The organism is uncultured Acetobacterium sp., from assembly GCF_927416815.1.
In the GTDB taxonomy this organism is placed as follows: Bacteria; Bacillota; Clostridia; order Eubacteriales; family Eubacteriaceae; genus Acetobacterium.
On record NZ_CAKMJU010000057.1, the window covers coordinates 1 to 15,907 of the forward strand.

General features: G+C 44.9%; 15 protein-coding genes. 1 reads left to right on the forward strand and 14 read right to left on the reverse strand.

Going from position 1 to position 15,907, the window contains the following annotated elements:
* Window positions 1-211: 211 nt before the first annotated feature.
* From phoU to QZ998_RS09140, 13 genes are all read right to left on the reverse strand, one after another.
* Window positions 212-934 (reverse strand): phosphate signaling complex protein PhoU, encoded by a 723-nt coding sequence (phoU, locus tag QZ998_RS09080; protein ID WP_296559878.1) that lies wholly within the window; start codon window positions 932-934, stop codon window positions 212-214.
* Window positions 935-947: 13 nt separating this feature from the next.
* The gene (gene pstB / locus QZ998_RS09085; protein ID WP_296559879.1) at window positions 948-1,706 is read right to left on the reverse strand and encodes a phosphate ABC transporter ATP-binding protein PstB; all 759 of its coding nucleotides are present in this window, start codon (window positions 1,704-1,706) and stop codon (window positions 948-950) included.
* Window positions 1,707-1,714: 8 nt separating this feature from the next.
* Window positions 1,715-2,920 (reverse strand): phosphate ABC transporter permease PstA, encoded by a 1,206-nt coding sequence (pstA, locus tag QZ998_RS16905; protein WP_366512417.1) that lies wholly within the window; start codon window positions 2,918-2,920, stop codon window positions 1,715-1,717.
* 1 nt (window position 2,921) lies between these two features.
* Window positions 2,922-3,803 carry a phosphate ABC transporter permease subunit PstC gene (pstC, locus tag QZ998_RS09095; protein WP_296559881.1) on the reverse strand — a complete coding sequence of 294 codons (882 nt, stop codon included), beginning with the start codon at window positions 3,801-3,803 and terminating at the stop codon, window positions 2,922-2,924.
* Window positions 3,804-3,900: 97 nt separating this feature from the next.
* The gene (locus tag QZ998_RS09100; RefSeq protein ID WP_296559883.1) at window positions 3,901-4,752 is read right to left on the reverse strand and encodes a phosphate ABC transporter substrate-binding protein; all 852 of its coding nucleotides are present in this window, start codon (window positions 4,750-4,752) and stop codon (window positions 3,901-3,903) included.
* Window positions 4,753-4,999: 247 nt separating this feature from the next.
* Entirely contained in the window at window positions 5,000-5,674 is a 675-nt protein-coding gene (locus QZ998_RS09105; RefSeq protein ID WP_296559884.1) for an ABC transporter ATP-binding protein, read from the reverse strand.
* Entirely contained in the window at window positions 5,664-6,677 is a 1,014-nt protein-coding gene (locus QZ998_RS09110; RefSeq protein WP_296559885.1) for an ABC transporter ATP-binding protein, read from the reverse strand. Before QZ998_RS09110 ends, QZ998_RS09105 begins: the two co-directional genes overlap by 11 nt.
* 18 nt (window positions 6,678-6,695) lie before the next feature.
* Entirely contained in the window at window positions 6,696-7,511 is an 816-nt protein-coding gene (locus tag QZ998_RS09115) for an ABC transporter permease (RefSeq protein ID WP_296559939.1), read from the reverse strand.
* Between the two features lie 68 nt (window positions 7,512-7,579).
* Window positions 7,580-8,584 (reverse strand): ABC transporter permease, encoded by a 1,005-nt coding sequence (locus tag QZ998_RS09120; protein WP_296559887.1) that lies wholly within the window; start codon window positions 8,582-8,584, stop codon window positions 7,580-7,582.
* Window positions 8,569-10,167, reverse strand: a complete 1,599-nt coding sequence (locus tag QZ998_RS09125; protein ID WP_296559888.1) for an ABC transporter substrate-binding protein — start codon at window positions 10,165-10,167, stop codon at window positions 8,569-8,571. The genes QZ998_RS09120 and QZ998_RS09125 overlap by 16 nt, the downstream gene beginning before the upstream one ends.
* Window positions 10,168-10,555: 388 nt before the next feature.
* On the reverse strand, window positions 10,556-11,098 hold the full coding sequence (locus QZ998_RS09130) for an HD domain-containing protein (protein ID WP_296559891.1): 543 nt from the start codon (window positions 11,096-11,098) through the stop codon (window positions 10,556-10,558).
* A complete protein-coding gene (locus QZ998_RS09135) occupies window positions 11,076-11,657 on the reverse strand; it encodes an NUDIX hydrolase (protein WP_296559892.1) in 582 nt (193 codons plus the stop codon). Before QZ998_RS09135 ends, QZ998_RS09130 begins: the two co-directional genes overlap by 23 nt.
* Window positions 11,658-11,714: 57 nt before the next feature.
* Window positions 11,715-13,205 (reverse strand): DEAD/DEAH box helicase, encoded by a 1,491-nt coding sequence (locus tag QZ998_RS09140; protein WP_296559893.1) that lies wholly within the window; start codon window positions 13,203-13,205, stop codon window positions 11,715-11,717.
* Window positions 13,206-13,547: 342 nt separating this feature from the next.
* Between QZ998_RS09140 and QZ998_RS09145 the strand changes: the two genes are divergently transcribed.
* Entirely contained in the window at window positions 13,548-13,850 is a 303-nt protein-coding gene (locus QZ998_RS09145; protein WP_296559895.1) for a DUF6442 family protein, read from the forward strand.
* Window positions 13,851-13,979: 129 nt separating this feature from the next.
* On the opposite strand, the gene glmS is transcribed toward QZ998_RS09145, so the two are convergent.
* Entirely contained in the window at window positions 13,980-15,803 is a 1,824-nt protein-coding gene (gene glmS, locus QZ998_RS09150; protein WP_296559897.1) for a glutamine--fructose-6-phosphate transaminase (isomerizing), read from the reverse strand.
* Between the last annotated feature and the right edge of the window lie 104 nt (window positions 15,804-15,907).

The window sequence follows — 15,907 nt, forward strand, 5'->3', positions numbered from 1 at the left end:
CGTCAGACCAGAAGTTTGCCGCCGGCTTCCTTCAGATTCCCCGTCGCCGGGGACACCCTTGCCTTGAGCTATGCACTTGGCACTACCTACCCGTGCTCGGGACTTTCACCCGTTAGATTGCGCCCATGCCGGGCGCACTGCAAATAGCCAAAGGATGGCTCCTTTGGCTAAGGCTAAAAATTTATCTTTATCGCCGTTTTAAATCATCAGCTTAAACGTCTTTTTCGAGACTGGCAATTTTTTTCTGAAACTCCAACGTTCGACTGATGGTCTCTTCATCGAGGTCATTAAAATCAATGTAGTCACCAGTGACGATGTAAAAAACTGTTTCAAAAACATTGGTCGCGTGATCACCAATTCGCTCAAGGTAAGAACCAACAAAAATAAATACTGAGCCCTGATGAATATTTTTGGGATTATCCATCATATAGGCTAAACAGTCATGATGAATCTGCATGTTCAGAGCATCAATCTCATCTTCTAAATCGACAACTTCGCGGATTTGGCTGATATCTTCATGGATAAAGGCTTGAATCGCAAGTTTTAATAATGTTTGCGCCAGTTCACAGGCTCGGGGAATATCGATGAGGCGTTTCATATAAACGACCTCTGACAATTCCAGCACCCGTTTGGAAATATTGACTGCCAAATCGGCAATCCGTTCCAGGTTGGTAATAATTTTATAGGTCGAAGCCAGCCGTCTCAGATCGGAGGCTACCGGCCCCTGGGTAGCAATCACCCTGCTGACAATCAACTGCAGTTCAATTTCTTTGGCATCAACCAGATCGTCCCGTTCAATCACTGATCTGGCCAGCTCACAATCCTGAGTTTTTAATGCTACCACTGAATCAGCCAGCATTTTTTCTGTCATCGCCGACATCAGCAAGATTTCGTCTTTGATCATTCGCAGTTCTTTGATATATTCTTTTCGCATAATTTACTCCTTATCAACCGAAACGTCCAGTTATGTAGTCCTCGGTCCGTTTGTCATTGGGATTTGTGAAAATGATCGGTGTTTCGTTAAATTCTATCACCTCACCCATTAAAAAGAAAGCTGTTTTGTCTGAAATTCGCCCAGCCTGTTGCATGGAATGGGTAACAATAATAATGGTAAAGTCTTTTTTGAGACTGGACATCAGATCTTCAATCTTGGCAGTTGCAATGGGATCAAGCGCCGAGGTGGGTTCATCCATTAAGATCACTTCCGGATTCATCGCGATCGTCCGGGCAATGCACAGCCGTTGCTGCTGTCCGCCGGAAAGCCCCAGTGCCGATTTATTCAAACGATCCTTGACCTCGTCCCAAAGTGCCGCCTTCATCAAACTTTCCTTAACCAGCGTATCCAGTTGGGTTTTATCCTTCAGCCCCTGACATTTTGGGCCATAGGCTATATTCTCATAAATACTCATCGGAAAGGGATTGGGTTTCTGAAAAACCATCCCCACCCGCGTTCTAAGATTGATTACATCTATGTTCCCATTTATATCTTGCCCATCAAAAATAATTTGGCCATTAATTTTGACCGAGTCGATCAGATCATTCATCCGATTGAGACAGCGCAGAAAGGTCGATTTCCCACATCCGGAAGGGCCAATAAAGGCGGTTACTTCTTTCTCGCGTATTTCCATATTGATTGCTTTAAGGGCTTGAAAATCTCCATAAAACAAGTCCAGGTTTTTGGTGTTAAACTTTATTTTTGCGTCCATATTACTCCTCATCTTTTATTAAAGACATCCAACTTGTCGGAAGTGATACGGGACAAGATGTTCAGTACAATAACAATTACAATTATGACAATTCCAATGGCACAGGCCAGTTCAATATTCCCTTCTTCTTTTGCCACATAATAGGCTTGCACCGTCAGGGTACTGCCCGGGGAAAAGAGGGTGCCGGGAATCTGTGCTACCGTACCGGCGGTTAGCAGTAAGGCCGCCGACTCGCCCACTACCCGGCCAATGCTAAGCAGAACAGCGGTTGCTATCCCCGGCACTGCACAGGGCAGCACCACCTTGAAGATGGTTTGGAGCTTAGTAGCGCCAAGTGCCAGAGATCCTTCTCTAAATGCCATCGGTACAGTTTTTAAGGCTTCTTCGGTACTTCTAATGATTACTGGCAGCAGGATGATCGCGACGGTCAGGCTTCCCGAGATCAGCGAAATTTGAAAATTCAAGGCGACGACAAAGAAAGCCATCCCAAACAGACCAAAAATAATCGACGGAATTCCCGCCAGACACTCAGCAGCAAAGCGAATCATGTTTACCAGTCTTCCAGGCTTAGCATACTCTGTTAAATAAATTGCCCCAAAAACACCAAGCGGCAATGCCACTAAAAGCGATAACAAGACCATATAAAGCGTCGTGATAATATTTGATTTAATCCCGCCTCCGGGTTGGACAATTTTTACTTTTAATTCGCCCGATTCTGCCGCAATTGCTTCCGCAACTTCAGCCAGCGTCATTCCGGAAAAGTCGTTGCCATTGATACTCTGCACAATATAATCGGTGCGAATTTTAATGTCTTTTCCAGTTGAATCTTTGACACTGTGAAAAGGCGAATCTTTTTCAATATAAGTGATCACAAATTGTTCCCGCTCAGTACTGTGATTTTTATAGGCAACCTTAGCAATCGCGGCTCCAATATTTTTTATATATATTGGCCCCTCCAAATGTGTTTCGTATCGTTTATCATAGGGATTTTTTTTACTTAGCGTTTCTTCATCAATACCCAATGGCACATCATTTGATTCCATAAAGGCATAGACCACCTTTTCATTGAAATCTCGGGTCAAGAAGTCCCAGTTAACCAGACCGATCCCTTTTACAAAAATGAAACCGACAATAAAAAGCAATACACTTAAGGTAATGCCCGTTGCCAGATAGATAATCCCTTTAACTAGAAAATCACTTGCTTTTCGACTCATATTAACTGCCTACCTTTGCCTTTACCAGTTTGTTTACTGCTAGATTGATGATCATGATAAAAATAAATAATACTACCCCGGTTGAATATAATAGTTCCTGATGTACCCCAGACGCGTAGCCCATTTCCAGGGCAATATTGGTGGTCAGCGGCCGAATCTGGTCAAACAGACTGGTGGGAATACCGGCAATCGGGTTCCCGCAAACCAGCATCACTGCCATGGTTTCGCCGATGGCTCGGCCGATCCCCAATATCACTCCGGTCATGATCCCTGAGCGTGCGGCTGGCAAAACAACCTTGAAGATGGTTTGAATTTTTGATGCTCCCAAGGCATAGGAACCTTCGCGATACTCTTTAGGAACGACACTAATTGAAGTTTCCGAAATACTGACCACCGTCGGTAAGATCATGATGGCCAAAACCATAATGGTTGCCAGCAGCGATTCCCCCTGAGCATTGGGTGAAATTTTAAGAACATAGGGAACGATGATTCCCAAACCAAAAACTCCATACAAGACCGATGGGATACCGGCTAATAATTCAACCGCAAAACGAATCACCTTACCAATCCGGGATCCGGCCAATTCAGAAATATAGACGGCGGTGAAAATCGCCACTGGAACGCCAATTAGAATCGCCCCGAAGGTTGCAAGAACTGATCCTACAATCATATAAAAGATCCCATACATGTTTGAACCCGGTCGCCATTCAACGCCGGTTAAAAAATCCCATAAGGGATAACTATTCGAAACAAAGGGTTTGATGCCATTATAAAAAACGAAAACTGTAATCGCAAAAACACTGACCACAGCTACGAAAGCACAGATTAAAAAAAAGTTTTCAATTATTCTTTCTTTTTGTTTCTTACGTTTAATTGCCTGCAAAATAAACGCTCCTTTTCTTACCCATACTGGTTGCCTGATGTCATGGGATTATTTTAATAACGAGAGACTCCTTTTCAGGAGTCTCAGTTTTTTTGTATTAAACTGCTGAGATACCGCCATTATCTTCAACGATAGCCTGTCCTTCAGTGGTCATCAGGAAGTCAAGGAATGCCAGCGTTGCATCATCAACCTTTGATTGATCATAGACTGCCAGGAAGGGACGAGAAATTTTGTAGGTTTTGTTCTTGACATTATCGACAGTTGCTTTGACACCGTCAACATCGATTGCGGTAACGGTTTTATCAACAAAGGTTAGTGAAACATAACCAATCGCATTGGCATTTCCGGCTACAGTCGTTTGAACATTTCCGTTACCTTCTTTAATCGTAGCGTCTGGTTTTAATTTTTCTTCAAACTTAACGAGTTCTTCAAAAGCACCACGGGTTCCTGATCCATCTTCCCGAGATACAACCACTATCGGTGAATCTACTCCACCAACTTCATTCCAGTTGGTGATTTCGCCCATGTATATTTTTCCAACCTGTTCAGTTGTCAAGTTTGTGACGGTATTGGCTGGGTTTACGACAACCGCAATACCATCAAAAGCAAAGATTAATTCCGTTAGGCTACCCTTTTCTTCTGCTTTCAAATCTCGGGATGCACAACCAAAGGAATAGGTACCGGCGGTTGCCCCTTTAATCCCATCGGATGAACCGGTTCCGCTGTAGGTAAACTTGGCATCCGGGTTTAGGGCAGTGAACTCTACACCGGCTGCATCAATAACTTTCTGTACTGACGTGGAACCGCCACCGTTGATTTCTCCCGAAATCGCGTCTTTGTTAGTTGAAGTTGTTGCCGTTGTTGATCCTGAAGAACCACATCCTGCGAGGGTCAGCACCGTTGCACCGACTAGTAGTGCTACTAAAACTTTTTTTAAGCTTTTTGACATTTTTTTCTCCTTCAAATTTCCTTAATTTTCGTTGTTTGCATAGCTATCTTACCAAATAAAAATCCATAAAAGGTTTTGAGGAGGTAAAGAGATTGTTAACACTCTGTTAAATTGACAATCAAAAAGAGAGGTATTTCTACCTCCCCCTTTGAATCGATTTGTTTTTTTACATTTACTTTGATTTTAAAGCGAATCGCTCTCAAGTTGACCTTTCTGATCAGAAATGATAGGCAAGCATTTCTATTCGTTACTCAACCGGTGCTAAAAGCGGCCCAGCTGTCTTTTTTTGGGGACTAAATCCAGGATTTTCGCAATAACCCATTTGTGCTTCTAAATCAATCACCCGATCACAAATCCGGTTGACTAACTTTTCTTCATGACTGACCAGCAAGATCCCCATATTGCGTTCCTTTGCCAGTTCCAAAACGACCGACCAAATTTGCGCCTGGGTGATGGCATCGAGCATGGTTGTCATTTCATCAGCGATGATAAAGCGGGTATCTGGTGATAAGGCTCTGGCAACACAAAACCGTTGCAGCTCACCACCGGATAATTCATTGGGCCAACGATCCATCCAGGCCGCTTCGATCCCTAACCGTTTGAGCAAATCTTTATCAACCTGCCAACCTTCATTGACCGAATCCCGAATTCGCCATCTGGGATTAACCGATTTTTCGGGATGCTGAAAAATTAGCTGTACCGGATTATAGCCACTAATCGGTTTATCATTACCACTTAAGATGACCTTTCCTTCCCGGGGTGTCTCATAACCAGCAAGAACCTTGGCCAGGGTCGTTTTTCCACAGCCGCTGTTGCCGGTTAAACCAACAACTTCACCGGATTCAATCGTTAAACTGATATGCTTAAAGATCCACTTGTCTTTATGATAGCCAAAGCCTAGATTTTTTGCTTCAAGTTGCATGGATACACCTCACTTTTCCGCCTCTGAGATCACGCATCTCAGGCCTGTCGGCGCGACATTCTGCGGTTCTTAGTTGACACCGGGGTTCAAATAAACAACCCGAAGGTAGATCTGCCGGTGTTGGTTGAAAGCCGGGAATCGGTTTAAAGTCATTTTCCGGCAATGCCATCCATAATGCCTTCGTATAAGGATGCCGCAGCGCTTCGCCACGATCTTTAAAGTCTTCAATCGGCGCCAGTTCAAGGGTTGTCCCAGCGTAAAACACAGCAATCCGGTCGGCAATTTTCATCGCCGCTTCGATATCATGGGTAATCATCATGACCCCACAGCCTTGGCTCGCTAGTTCCTTGAGATGGGATAGCGTTTCCGCGACCACCTCCGGATGCAGTCCCGGCGTCGGTTCATCGGCAATGATCAACCTGGCGCCACCGCTAACCGCCGTAGCCACCAAAACCCGGCGTGCCATCCCCCCGGATAATTGGAAGGGATATAAGACCCCGGCCGCCTCAGACAAATGATAGCGTTTGAATAGTTGCTCTTGGACGGCTTTGGCGTCCTTTGTTTTAATGGTGTTTTGAACCTGCTGACCAACCCGCATTAAGGGATCGAGATAATTGACCGACTGGGGAATTAGACTGATTTGATTGCCGCGAAGCAACTTTTGTCGCTCTACTGTCAGTGCTTCTCCATTGTAGCTGATCGTCCCGGAAACCTTGGCATTAGAAGGCAGTATACCGAGTATCGCGTGCGCCAGCAAACTTTTTCCCGACCCACTAGATCCGACTACAGCGACAATCTCGCCGCTTTTAACGCTGACATCTAAATCACAAATGACTTCGAGATTTCGTTGCTTTAAACCTTTTTGATACTGAACAAAGGCGACGGAAAGATCCTCAACCAGCAGTAGTTCATCTTTTGGGGCGCTTAATGGTTGACTCAAACCCTTATCCAAATAGCCGGGTTGATTGTTTTGGGTGTTTTTAATGTTATTGTAGCTATTCATTTTTGCTTACTCCTTTGTCTACTCATGGGCACTATGGGGGTCAAGCAACGTCCGCAGGTTATCACCAATCACGTCAAAGGCTCTGACAATAATAAGCAGCGATAAACCTGGGAAAAACGCCAACCACCACATCCCCGCTGCCAGATATCCCATCGATTCGGATAAGATCACGCCAATCGCCGGTGAGTGCGGTGATAAGCCAAAACCCAAAAAGGTAATTGCTGCCTCATGTAAGATAGCATGTGGAAAAATCAGAATCAGGCCGACAAAAAATTGCGGCAGCAAATGAGGCAGGATATGTTTGGTGGCAATCCATAAGCGGCTTCTGCCTAGGTGCCTTGAGATTTGAACATACTGAGAGGTTCTCACCTGCATCACCTCGGCGCGGATCACCCGGGTAAGACTCGGCCAATGGGTTAATGCTACCCCAATGATGACCCCCTTGGCGCCACCACCGAAAACAACGGCAATCAAAACCAGGGCGACCAGGTGAGGAACACCCATAAATAAATCGACCAGCCAGGAAATAGCAGCATCCACTTTTTTTCCCATGGTTGCGGCGCACATTCCCAACACCAGAGCAATCACCACGCTAACGCTCGATGCCAGCAAGCCAATTTGAATACTGATCGATAAGCCCTTAATCGTTCGGGTAAACATATCGCGTCCCAGCCAGTCGGTTCCAAAGGGGTGTGCCCAGGATGGTGCCAGATTCTGCTGGGAGAAATTGGTGGCAATTGCTTGATTGCTCATTAATTGTGCTGCGATCATGATAGCAATCAGCAGCGTCGAACTGATCCCGATGACGATCAGGGTCTTCTGCCGACGATTCAATTGAAGATGAAGGCTCCCACTTCCAATGATCCCACCAAACAAGTTGTTTTCTGCTTTTGATAAGCCATTCATACTGAAGACCTGCCTTCCTTAATCCGGGGATCGACCACACTACAGATAATATCGCCAATCAGATTCCCTGTGAATACAAAAACAGCACTGATTAAGACAATCCCGAGTAGTAGCGGCACATCGCCTCGCAAGCCGGCCTGAACCGTCGCCTGACCTAAACCAGGGTAGGAAAAAACCTGTTCGGCCAGCACTGATCCCCCAAATAATTCGCTAAAGGATGCAAATTGAAGGGTCACTGCCGGAAGTGAAATATTTCGTAGTCCGTGTTTCCAAACCAAGCCAAAACCGGACTCCCCATTGGCTCTGGCAAAAAGCACATAATCACTGGCTAACACATCCAGCAGTTTTTGTCGGGTATGCAAAGCAATATTGGCAACCCCAACAATGCTGAGTGTCAGCGCCGGTAAGATGAGATGATAGAGTTTCTCAGACAGGGTGACATTCTCTGATAATACGCCCACCGGTACACCCAGTCCAATCGGAAACCAGCCTAACCCAACTGAAAAAATCATCAGTAAAATCAAACCCAGCCAGAAGGTTGGGGTTGCCGCCAGGGTCAAGCAATACCATTTAATCGCCCGATCGATCAATTTGCCCTGGTTCATGCCGGCGACGATTCCCATTATAAATCCAAAAATTCCGGACAGTACCCAGGCCACCCCCATCAGCGCCAGCGAAGCGGCAAAACGCTTTCCAATAACATCGATAACCGGTTCGCGGTAAATCATTGAGGTACCAAAATCACCCTTGACAATTGCCCCCGCCCAATTAAAGAATTGCTCAACCGGAGGCTTATCAAGCCCCCAGTTTTCGGCAATTTGTTCCCGCTGTTCTTCCGAAACCCGCATCATATCGGCTCCAATATAAGCCTGTACCGGATCAATCGGGGAGTTTTTGACCAGAATGAAGGAAACAATGCATAGGGCAATCAGCAAAGAGATCATCCGCAGTGTTTTGCCAAATACATATTTAGCTGAATTCATGGTTATTTCCGTCGCCATTCGGTGATATTAGCGGTAATTGGCCAGCCATGACCATGGGGTTCGGTGCGGCTTTGGCCAATGTCCAAATCATCACTGACTAGATAGATATGATCCAGATTAACTAACCAGGCCCAGGGTGCATCGCCTAAGCTACTGAAGCCGGTTTGTCCGTCCCACTGGGCTTTTTTCCAGAGTTCGTTGGCGGCTGCCTCGTCTGTTGTTACCAATGCCTGATTCATATAAGCATCGGCTATTTCATTTTTGTAGAAAGTCGGGTTGTTGTACTCGATACCGGCGTTGCCGCTATAGTAAATATTATACATCTCAATCGGATCGTGGCTGCCCCAACCAAACAAGACGGCATTTGAATGCATCAGTTTTTCAATTTCATCCCAGCTTTTTCCCTCAACATTTACTTTGATTCCTATTGGAGAGATCATATCAATAACGGATATCGCCAAGGATTGTCTGACCTTATCGGATGACGGATAGAGTAATGTGAACTCGGCCTTAACGCCATTTTTTTCCACAACACCATCGCCATCACTGTCAACCCAGCCACCGTCGGCCAGAATCTTTTTGGCACCTTCAACATCGCCATCGGTAATAGCAGTCGCCTCATTCCCCCAAGGCAGTCCATCACTGACCGAATAAGCTTCCGAGCCATAGCCAAGCAGCACGCCGTCAACTAATTTTTGTCGGTCAATCCCATAGCTAATCGCTTTCCTGATCGCCAGATCGGAGGTGACATCATTACCAATCGGGTAACCTGCGGCTGTTGTTGTGCCTGATTTTAGATATGGCAGCGCAATCCCCCGATTGTCAACACTATCAACCGATTTGATGGTCATGCCGGTCACTTCCTGACTGGTCAAAGAAGGAACAATCGATGCCATATCAACTTGGCCAGCCTTGGCTGCTGCATAGGTGGCTTCGCCGCTGAGATATAAGAAGGTCACCTTATTGAATTCCGGTTTAGTTCCATAATAATAGGAATTGGCTTCGACAATCAGTTGTTGCCCCTTGTCCCATTGGACAAATTTAAAGGGTCCGGAACCAACTGGATTTTGAGCATAATCACTGCCATAGCTGGCCTTCGGGACAATACCCAGGGCAGCGGTTGTGTAGAGGAAGGTTGATTGCGGTTTATTGAGTATAAATTCGACCGTATAATCATCGATTGCCTTGGCACTGGCCAGTACCCCTAAATCAACCACCGATCCGCTATTAGCAGCGGTCTCATATGTAAATACCACATCAGCAGCCGTTAACGGCGTACCATCGGAGAACTTCACATCCTTGCGAATCTGATAGGTCCAGGTTAAACCATCCGCACTGATGGTATAATCGGTGGCCAGATCGTTGATAATCTTCAAATCATTGTCGCGGGTCAGAAGTGTACTCTGAAACAGCGGCGAGCCATATCGACCCCAACCGGTAGTGGGATCAAAACCATCATCCGGTTCCCCGCCAATGGCTAATACCAACTCATCTTTGGCTCGCTCAGTTTTACCCTGAGTGGCACTATTTCCTGAACAACCAGCCAGCACCGTTGTCAACAACAGGCAGGCTAATCCTAAACATAATAATTTTTTCTTCATCTTTTCTCCTAATTTCTTTTAAATTATTTCTTTTAATTGACTATTTTGTATATAAAAAAACCATGAAAAGTCCTTCCCCCAGGGGAATAGAAACCTTCATGGTTACATTTTTTAAGTCAGAACGGATCATTAGCATTTCGCAAAAAAGCCATGAAGATGCTTACACAACATTCATGGCTTAAAGTGATTTCATATCACAGTTATTTTTTAAATTTTCATTTGTTTAATCAGCTAACCTTATTCACATTGATGAACTGTTTTGAATTATACCTGTATATAGCGGTTTTGTCAAGCTGGTTAATTCCTTATATATTATCAGGATTTATTGCTGATTAATGATGGTTTTTCTTTATCTGAATATCGCTGACAACTGATAGTTACTTTTTTGTTAGTCAAAGACCTCCTGAATTAATGCCCTTAGTTCCGCATACATCTCCAGGTCTGAGAGCGGTGCCAATGCCGCCAGCACGCCTTTGTAGTACCAGGCCTGTTTTTCCTTGCCTCTGACAAAAATATCCCAGATGTCATCGCCAATTCTTTCGTAGTCTGCTTTGACACTCCTGAGATTGGCCAGTTTATCGGCGCAGGCCAGCATCTGCATCTCCCGGGTTGCTCGGTTTTTTAAAAAATCGATGGTATTCTGCTTGCGTTTTTCCCAGGACAATCCTTTGTTTTCAGAATCGGAGGCGACCAGGTCGGCCACCTTTTCGCCGAACTCCCGGCGAATCGTTTCGAGGCTGGTATCCGTATCTTCGACCGTATCATGAAGCAGGCCAGCACAGATCAGGGCTTCATTTTCTTTGGGGTTGACCGCCTCACCGAGAATTTTTGCAACCTCAAGGGGATGGGTGATATAAGGAATTTTCGAGCCCTTACGGAAATGTCCTTCATGGGCTTTGGCCGAGAATTCAATGGCTTTCGTAATTGACATAGGCACTGCTCCTTGATTTTAAAATCTTATTATAAACCACCTGCATATGGGGTTCACTGACATAGTTTGCCAGTTCATTAATGGGAATCCATCTGACCCCGCTGTTTTCGTCTGCTTTGATGGTCAATGGTTGGTCCTCAGAAGCCTGCAACAAATAGGCCACTGATAAATGCAAATGAGCCGAAACCGGTTGATCGTTTTTGACATGACCAAAAACCGGTAAAATATCCAATGTAATAATATTGTCCGCTACCGTGGTTACTTGCTTTAATCCGGTTTCTTCTCTGGCTTCCTGGATCGCCACTTGCAGCAGATCCGGTTCACCATCGGCATGGCCTCCAGTCCAGGACCAAGACTTGTAAATATTATGGTAAATCATTAGCAGTTTATCCTGTGATGGATTTAAAATCAAGGCTGAGCTAGTCAGATGGGCAATTTTATTTTCCCGGAGCAAGACGTCATCCGGGTTATTTTTAATAAAAGTAAGCATCGTTTCCTGATCAGCCGCTTCCTGGTCTGATCGAGGTTTGAAAGCTGTAATGGCGGTTAAATAATCCATGAACACCTCACTTTAATCATCTTATCAAAACATTAAGCGCTATTCAATTAACGTTTTTTAGTAAAAGCGCCGAATCGGCTTTTTCCGGGCAATGGTGACTGGCTTATCTTCGGCCAGGGTCACCTTTCTTGGCCGCCCTTTAATGTTCCGGGTTTGCAACTCTTTTAAAACCTGGGGTCCTTTGTTATTTAAAATTTCGACAAAGGTGGATACATCCAGAATCGTGATCACGCCGATATCTGCAGCGGTCATCCCCTCGAGATTACACAGGGTACCGACGATATCGACCGGCCGCATTTTGGTCTTTTTACCGGCATTGATATGAATCTTGGTGATTTCGCTGACCAGATCATGGGCTTTGTTTAACTTTTCTGGCGGTTTCTCCTGAAGCTTTTCGATAAAAGCCGGTTTTAGGGAATGCACCGTGGCCAGGGTGGGACACTCTTTTTCAATAATTTCTTTGTCGGTATAGTTTTCGATGTCCCGGAAGAGGCGGCCTTCTTTTGCGGAAACCAAAGTAATGGCTTTGCCAGTAGTACCCCGACGACCTGTCCGTCCGATGCGATGGACATAGGTTTCCTTTTCCCAGGGGACATCAAAATTAATGACTAGTGAGATTTCATGGACATCAATCCCCCGGGCAGCCACATCGGTCGCAATGAGATAGCGAAAGGCACCCTTTTTAAAGCGCTGCATAACCAGGGTGCGGTCATCCTGTTCCATCCCGCCATGGATCTTTTCACAGGCCTTATTATCCTTGCTCAGCAGATTATAAATGGTGTTGACCTGGTCCTGGGTATTGCAAAAAACAATACAGCTGTCAGGGTTTTCCACTACCAGAACATCTCTGAGCAGATCCAGTTTATCGTCATGGCCAGTTTTATAAACAAACTGTTCAATCGCGTCGGTTCGCTTAGCCTCAGCCTCAATCTCAATGATCTGGGGATCATTCATGTATTTTTTTGACAGCCGCTGAATCTCATTTTCCAGAGTGGCTGAAAACAACATTGTCACCCGATTTTTGGGCATCTCATTGATGATTTCTTCAACCTGATCGATAAAACCCATATTTAGCATCTCATCGGCTTCGTCGATGACCAGAAAACGGATCTCATCGGTGATAAAGGTGCCCCGTTCAATATGATCCATGACCCGCCCCGGGGTTCCCACGACCACATGAGTTTTTTGTTTCAGCTCTTTTTCCTGGCGACGAATCGGTGATTTGCCATACAGGGCGGATACCTTGACTCGCTTGAAGCGGCCAATGTTAAAAATATCTTCGTGAACCTGTAGCGCCAGTTCCCGGGTAGGAGTCAGCACCAGGGCCTGGGGTTTGTTCTCTTCCCAGTCTAAAAGCTCACAGATCGGAATTCCGAAGGCGGCCGTTTTACCGCTGCCAGTTTGAGCCTTACAGAGAATATCTTTTTTCTCCAAAGCCACGGGAATCACGGCTTCCTGAACTTTGGTGGGGGTTTCAAAATTTAATTTTTCGATGGCTTTTAGTAGCTCTTCGCTAAGTTGGTACTGGTTAAACTTTTTACTTATCACGTTTTGTTTTCTACTTTCTTTTTACTCATATTTTCTTATTCGTAGTTTCTTATTCGTAGTTTTTTTTCCTATTTAAAAAGCTGTATCCGCAAAATAGAAGATACAGCCTGTTCGATCACTTGACATTTAATTATACACTATACTAATAATAGTTGCAAGAATTATTACTGATTTTTATTGCTTGGCAATAAAAGCTAGGTTGTCTGATTAGTTTTATCAGCTTTTTAGTTTAATTTAGAGTTTACTGACAGGGTTCTTTTCCGATATGCTTTTATGATCTTTTCTAGACAAACCATTTTGAATCTGTTATAGTTAAAACTAACAAATTTTGGGAGGTATAGAATGAAAGATGATGAATTATTGAACGAAACCCCAAATCCAAAATCAGAGCAACCGGTAATCGCTGATAAATCTCAGGAATTTGGTTTACTAGGTCTGACCACGATGTTTATTATCCTAATTGGATATAATCTATTTAAAGGCCTGCCCATCAGTGATTTAAATGCAATGTTCTGGGGATACCTGGGGATGGCTTTTGTTATTAAGTATCGACAAGAAAAAACGACCACTAACCTAATCATCGCCATTGGCGGTGTGGTTGCCTCAATTTCTGCACTGGCAAATTATATCCTTAGCACCTGGTAGGATAAGATCTTCTTAATTAGCACTTAAAAAAGCTGATCAGCATATTAAATCATCTGATCAGCTTTTTTATTTGATTCTTTTTTATTTGATTTATAGTAAAACACTATCGATCTAGAAATAATCTGTGCGCTATTCCACGGTCACGCTTTTAGCCAAATTTTTGGGCTTGTCAACATCGCAACCACGGGCAACTGCCAGATAATAAGCCATCAACTGCAGATAAACAGTAGTGGGAATGGCCGTGATATCATCATCCATCTCGGGAATCACCCACACCTCGTCGACCTCAGATGCAATATCTTCGTGACCTTCTTGAACGATCGCCAATACGTGGGCACCTCGAGCCTTGACTTCTTTGATATTGCTGAGCATTTTTTCAAACACATTCTCCTGGGTACAAACCGCCACCACAATGGTGCCATCCTCAATCAGGGCGATGGGGCCGTGTTTTAGTTCGCCGGCCGCATAGGCCTCGGAATGGATATAGGAAATCTCCTTAAGTTTTAGTGATCCTTCCATGCTGGTATACAGATCCACCCCTCTACCCATGTAGAAGAGATCGTTGATTTTATGATTTTTATCGGCAAATGCTTTGATGACTGCTTGGCTCTCCAGGGCTTTTTCGATCAGTCCTGGAGTCATCATCAGGCCATGGCAAATCCGCGAGCCTTCTGCTTTTTCCATTTTTCCGTTAAGATTTCCCAAAAATGAGGCTAGCATCATCATGCAACCGACTTGGGTAACATAAGCTTTGGTCGATGCCACAGCAATTTCCGGCCCGGCATTGGTATAGATCACATCGTCGGCTTCCCGGGCAATCGAACTACCTACCACGTTAGTCACTGCTAAAACCCAGGCACCTCGTTCTTTAGCCAACCGGATAGCAGCCAGGGTATCGGCAGTTTCGCCGGATTGGCTGATGACAATCAGCAGGGTGTTTTTATCGACAATCGGATTTTTATAACGATATTCAGAAGCTGCCTCAGTTTCGACGCTGATTCGGGCAAATTTTTCAAAATAATATTTACCCACCAGTCCCGCGTGATAAGCGGTTCCACAGGCGACGATCTGAATCCGGTTGATCTTTTTCATCATCTCAGCATTTAGCTTAAGACCCGCGAAGGTGACCCCACTTTCGCAACAGCGACCCATTAAGGTTTCCATCATCGCCTTGGGCTGTTCCACCATTTCTTTCATCATAAAATGATCGTAGCCGCCTTTTTCGGCATCCCCAGGATCCCAATCGACTACAAAAACTTCTTTTTCGATGATTTTGCCAGCATTATCCATGACTTCGATAGTATCCGCCGTTAGCACTGCCATTTCGCCGTTATCGAGCAGATAGACTTCCCGGGTATAGTTTAAAATCGCTGGAATATCGGAAGCGATAAAATTCTCACCGTCTCCCAGTCCAACAATCAGAGGACTGTCTTTACGCACCGCCACAATTTTATCAGGTTCATTGGCACAGAGAATCGCCAGGGCATAGGAACCTCTCATCCGCTTCAGGGCAATCTGAATGGTTTCGACAAGGTCACCGGTGTAAAGTTCATTTAGCAGATGGGCAATGACTTCCGTATCGGTATCAGAAAGAAAGACATGACCCAAAGCTTGCAGCTCATTTTTTAGGGCCATATAATTTTCGATGATTCCATTATGAACAACCGATATCTCTGTCCCGAAACTTGAATGGGGATGGGCATTGGCATCCGAAGGAACCCCATGGGTTGCCCAACGGGTATGACCGATGCCAACCTGGCCAGCAAGGGGGGTATTTACCAGAACTTCCTCCAGATTTTTTAGCCGACCCTTTTTCTTTTCCACCCGGATCACTGCATTTTCTAGGGTCGCAATTCCGGCCGAGTCATAACCCCGGTACTCCAATCGTGACAAACCGCTTATTAAAACATCCTGAGCCTGTTTTCTTCCGATATAACCTACTATTCCACACATATTTTCACCTGTTCTTCTTTTTTATGCCAGCTTTGTCCTGAAAATCACTCTTCAGTTTTTATGGCAATTCTCCAGGGCATCCGCCGAATTTTCGATACTCCCTG

Excerpts from the sequence above, each read along its gene's own strand:
- pstA (WP_366512417.1), bottom strand. The coding sequence starts at position 2,920 with ATGAGTCGAAAAGCAAGTGATTTTCTAGTTAAAGGGATTATCTATCTG.
- QZ998_RS09130 (WP_296559891.1), bottom strand. The coding sequence starts at position 11,098 with ATGTCAATTACGAAAGCCATTGAATTCTCGGCCAAAGCCCATGAAGGA.
- QZ998_RS09110 (WP_296559885.1), bottom strand. The coding sequence starts at position 6,677 with ATGAATAGCTACAATAACATTAAAAACACCCAAAACAATCAACCCGGC.
- QZ998_RS09145 (WP_296559895.1), top strand. The coding sequence starts at position 13,548 with ATGAAAGATGATGAATTATTGAACGAAACCCCAAATCCAAAATCAGAG.
- QZ998_RS09125 (WP_296559888.1), bottom strand. The coding sequence starts at position 10,167 with ATGAAGAAAAAATTATTATGTTTAGGATTAGCCTGCCTGTTGTTGACA.
- pstB (WP_296559879.1), bottom strand. The coding sequence starts at position 1,706 with ATGGACGCAAAAATAAAGTTTAACACCAAAAACCTGGACTTGTTTTAT.
- QZ998_RS09105 (WP_296559884.1), bottom strand. The coding sequence starts at position 5,674 with ATGCAACTTGAAGCAAAAAATCTAGGCTTTGGCTATCATAAAGACAAG.
- QZ998_RS09120 (WP_296559887.1), bottom strand. The coding sequence starts at position 8,584 with ATGGCGACGGAAATAACCATGAATTCAGCTAAATATGTATTTGGCAAA.
- QZ998_RS09100 (WP_296559883.1), bottom strand. The coding sequence starts at position 4,752 with ATGTCAAAAAGCTTAAAAAAAGTTTTAGTAGCACTACTAGTCGGTGCA.
- glmS (WP_296559897.1), bottom strand. The coding sequence starts at position 15,803 with ATGTGTGGAATAGTAGGTTATATCGGAAGAAAACAGGCTCAGGATGTT.
- QZ998_RS09135 (WP_296559892.1), bottom strand. The coding sequence starts at position 11,657 with ATGGATTATTTAACCGCCATTACAGCTTTCAAACCTCGATCAGACCAG.
- phoU (WP_296559878.1), bottom strand. The coding sequence starts at position 934 with ATGCGAAAAGAATATATCAAAGAACTGCGAATGATCAAAGACGAAATC.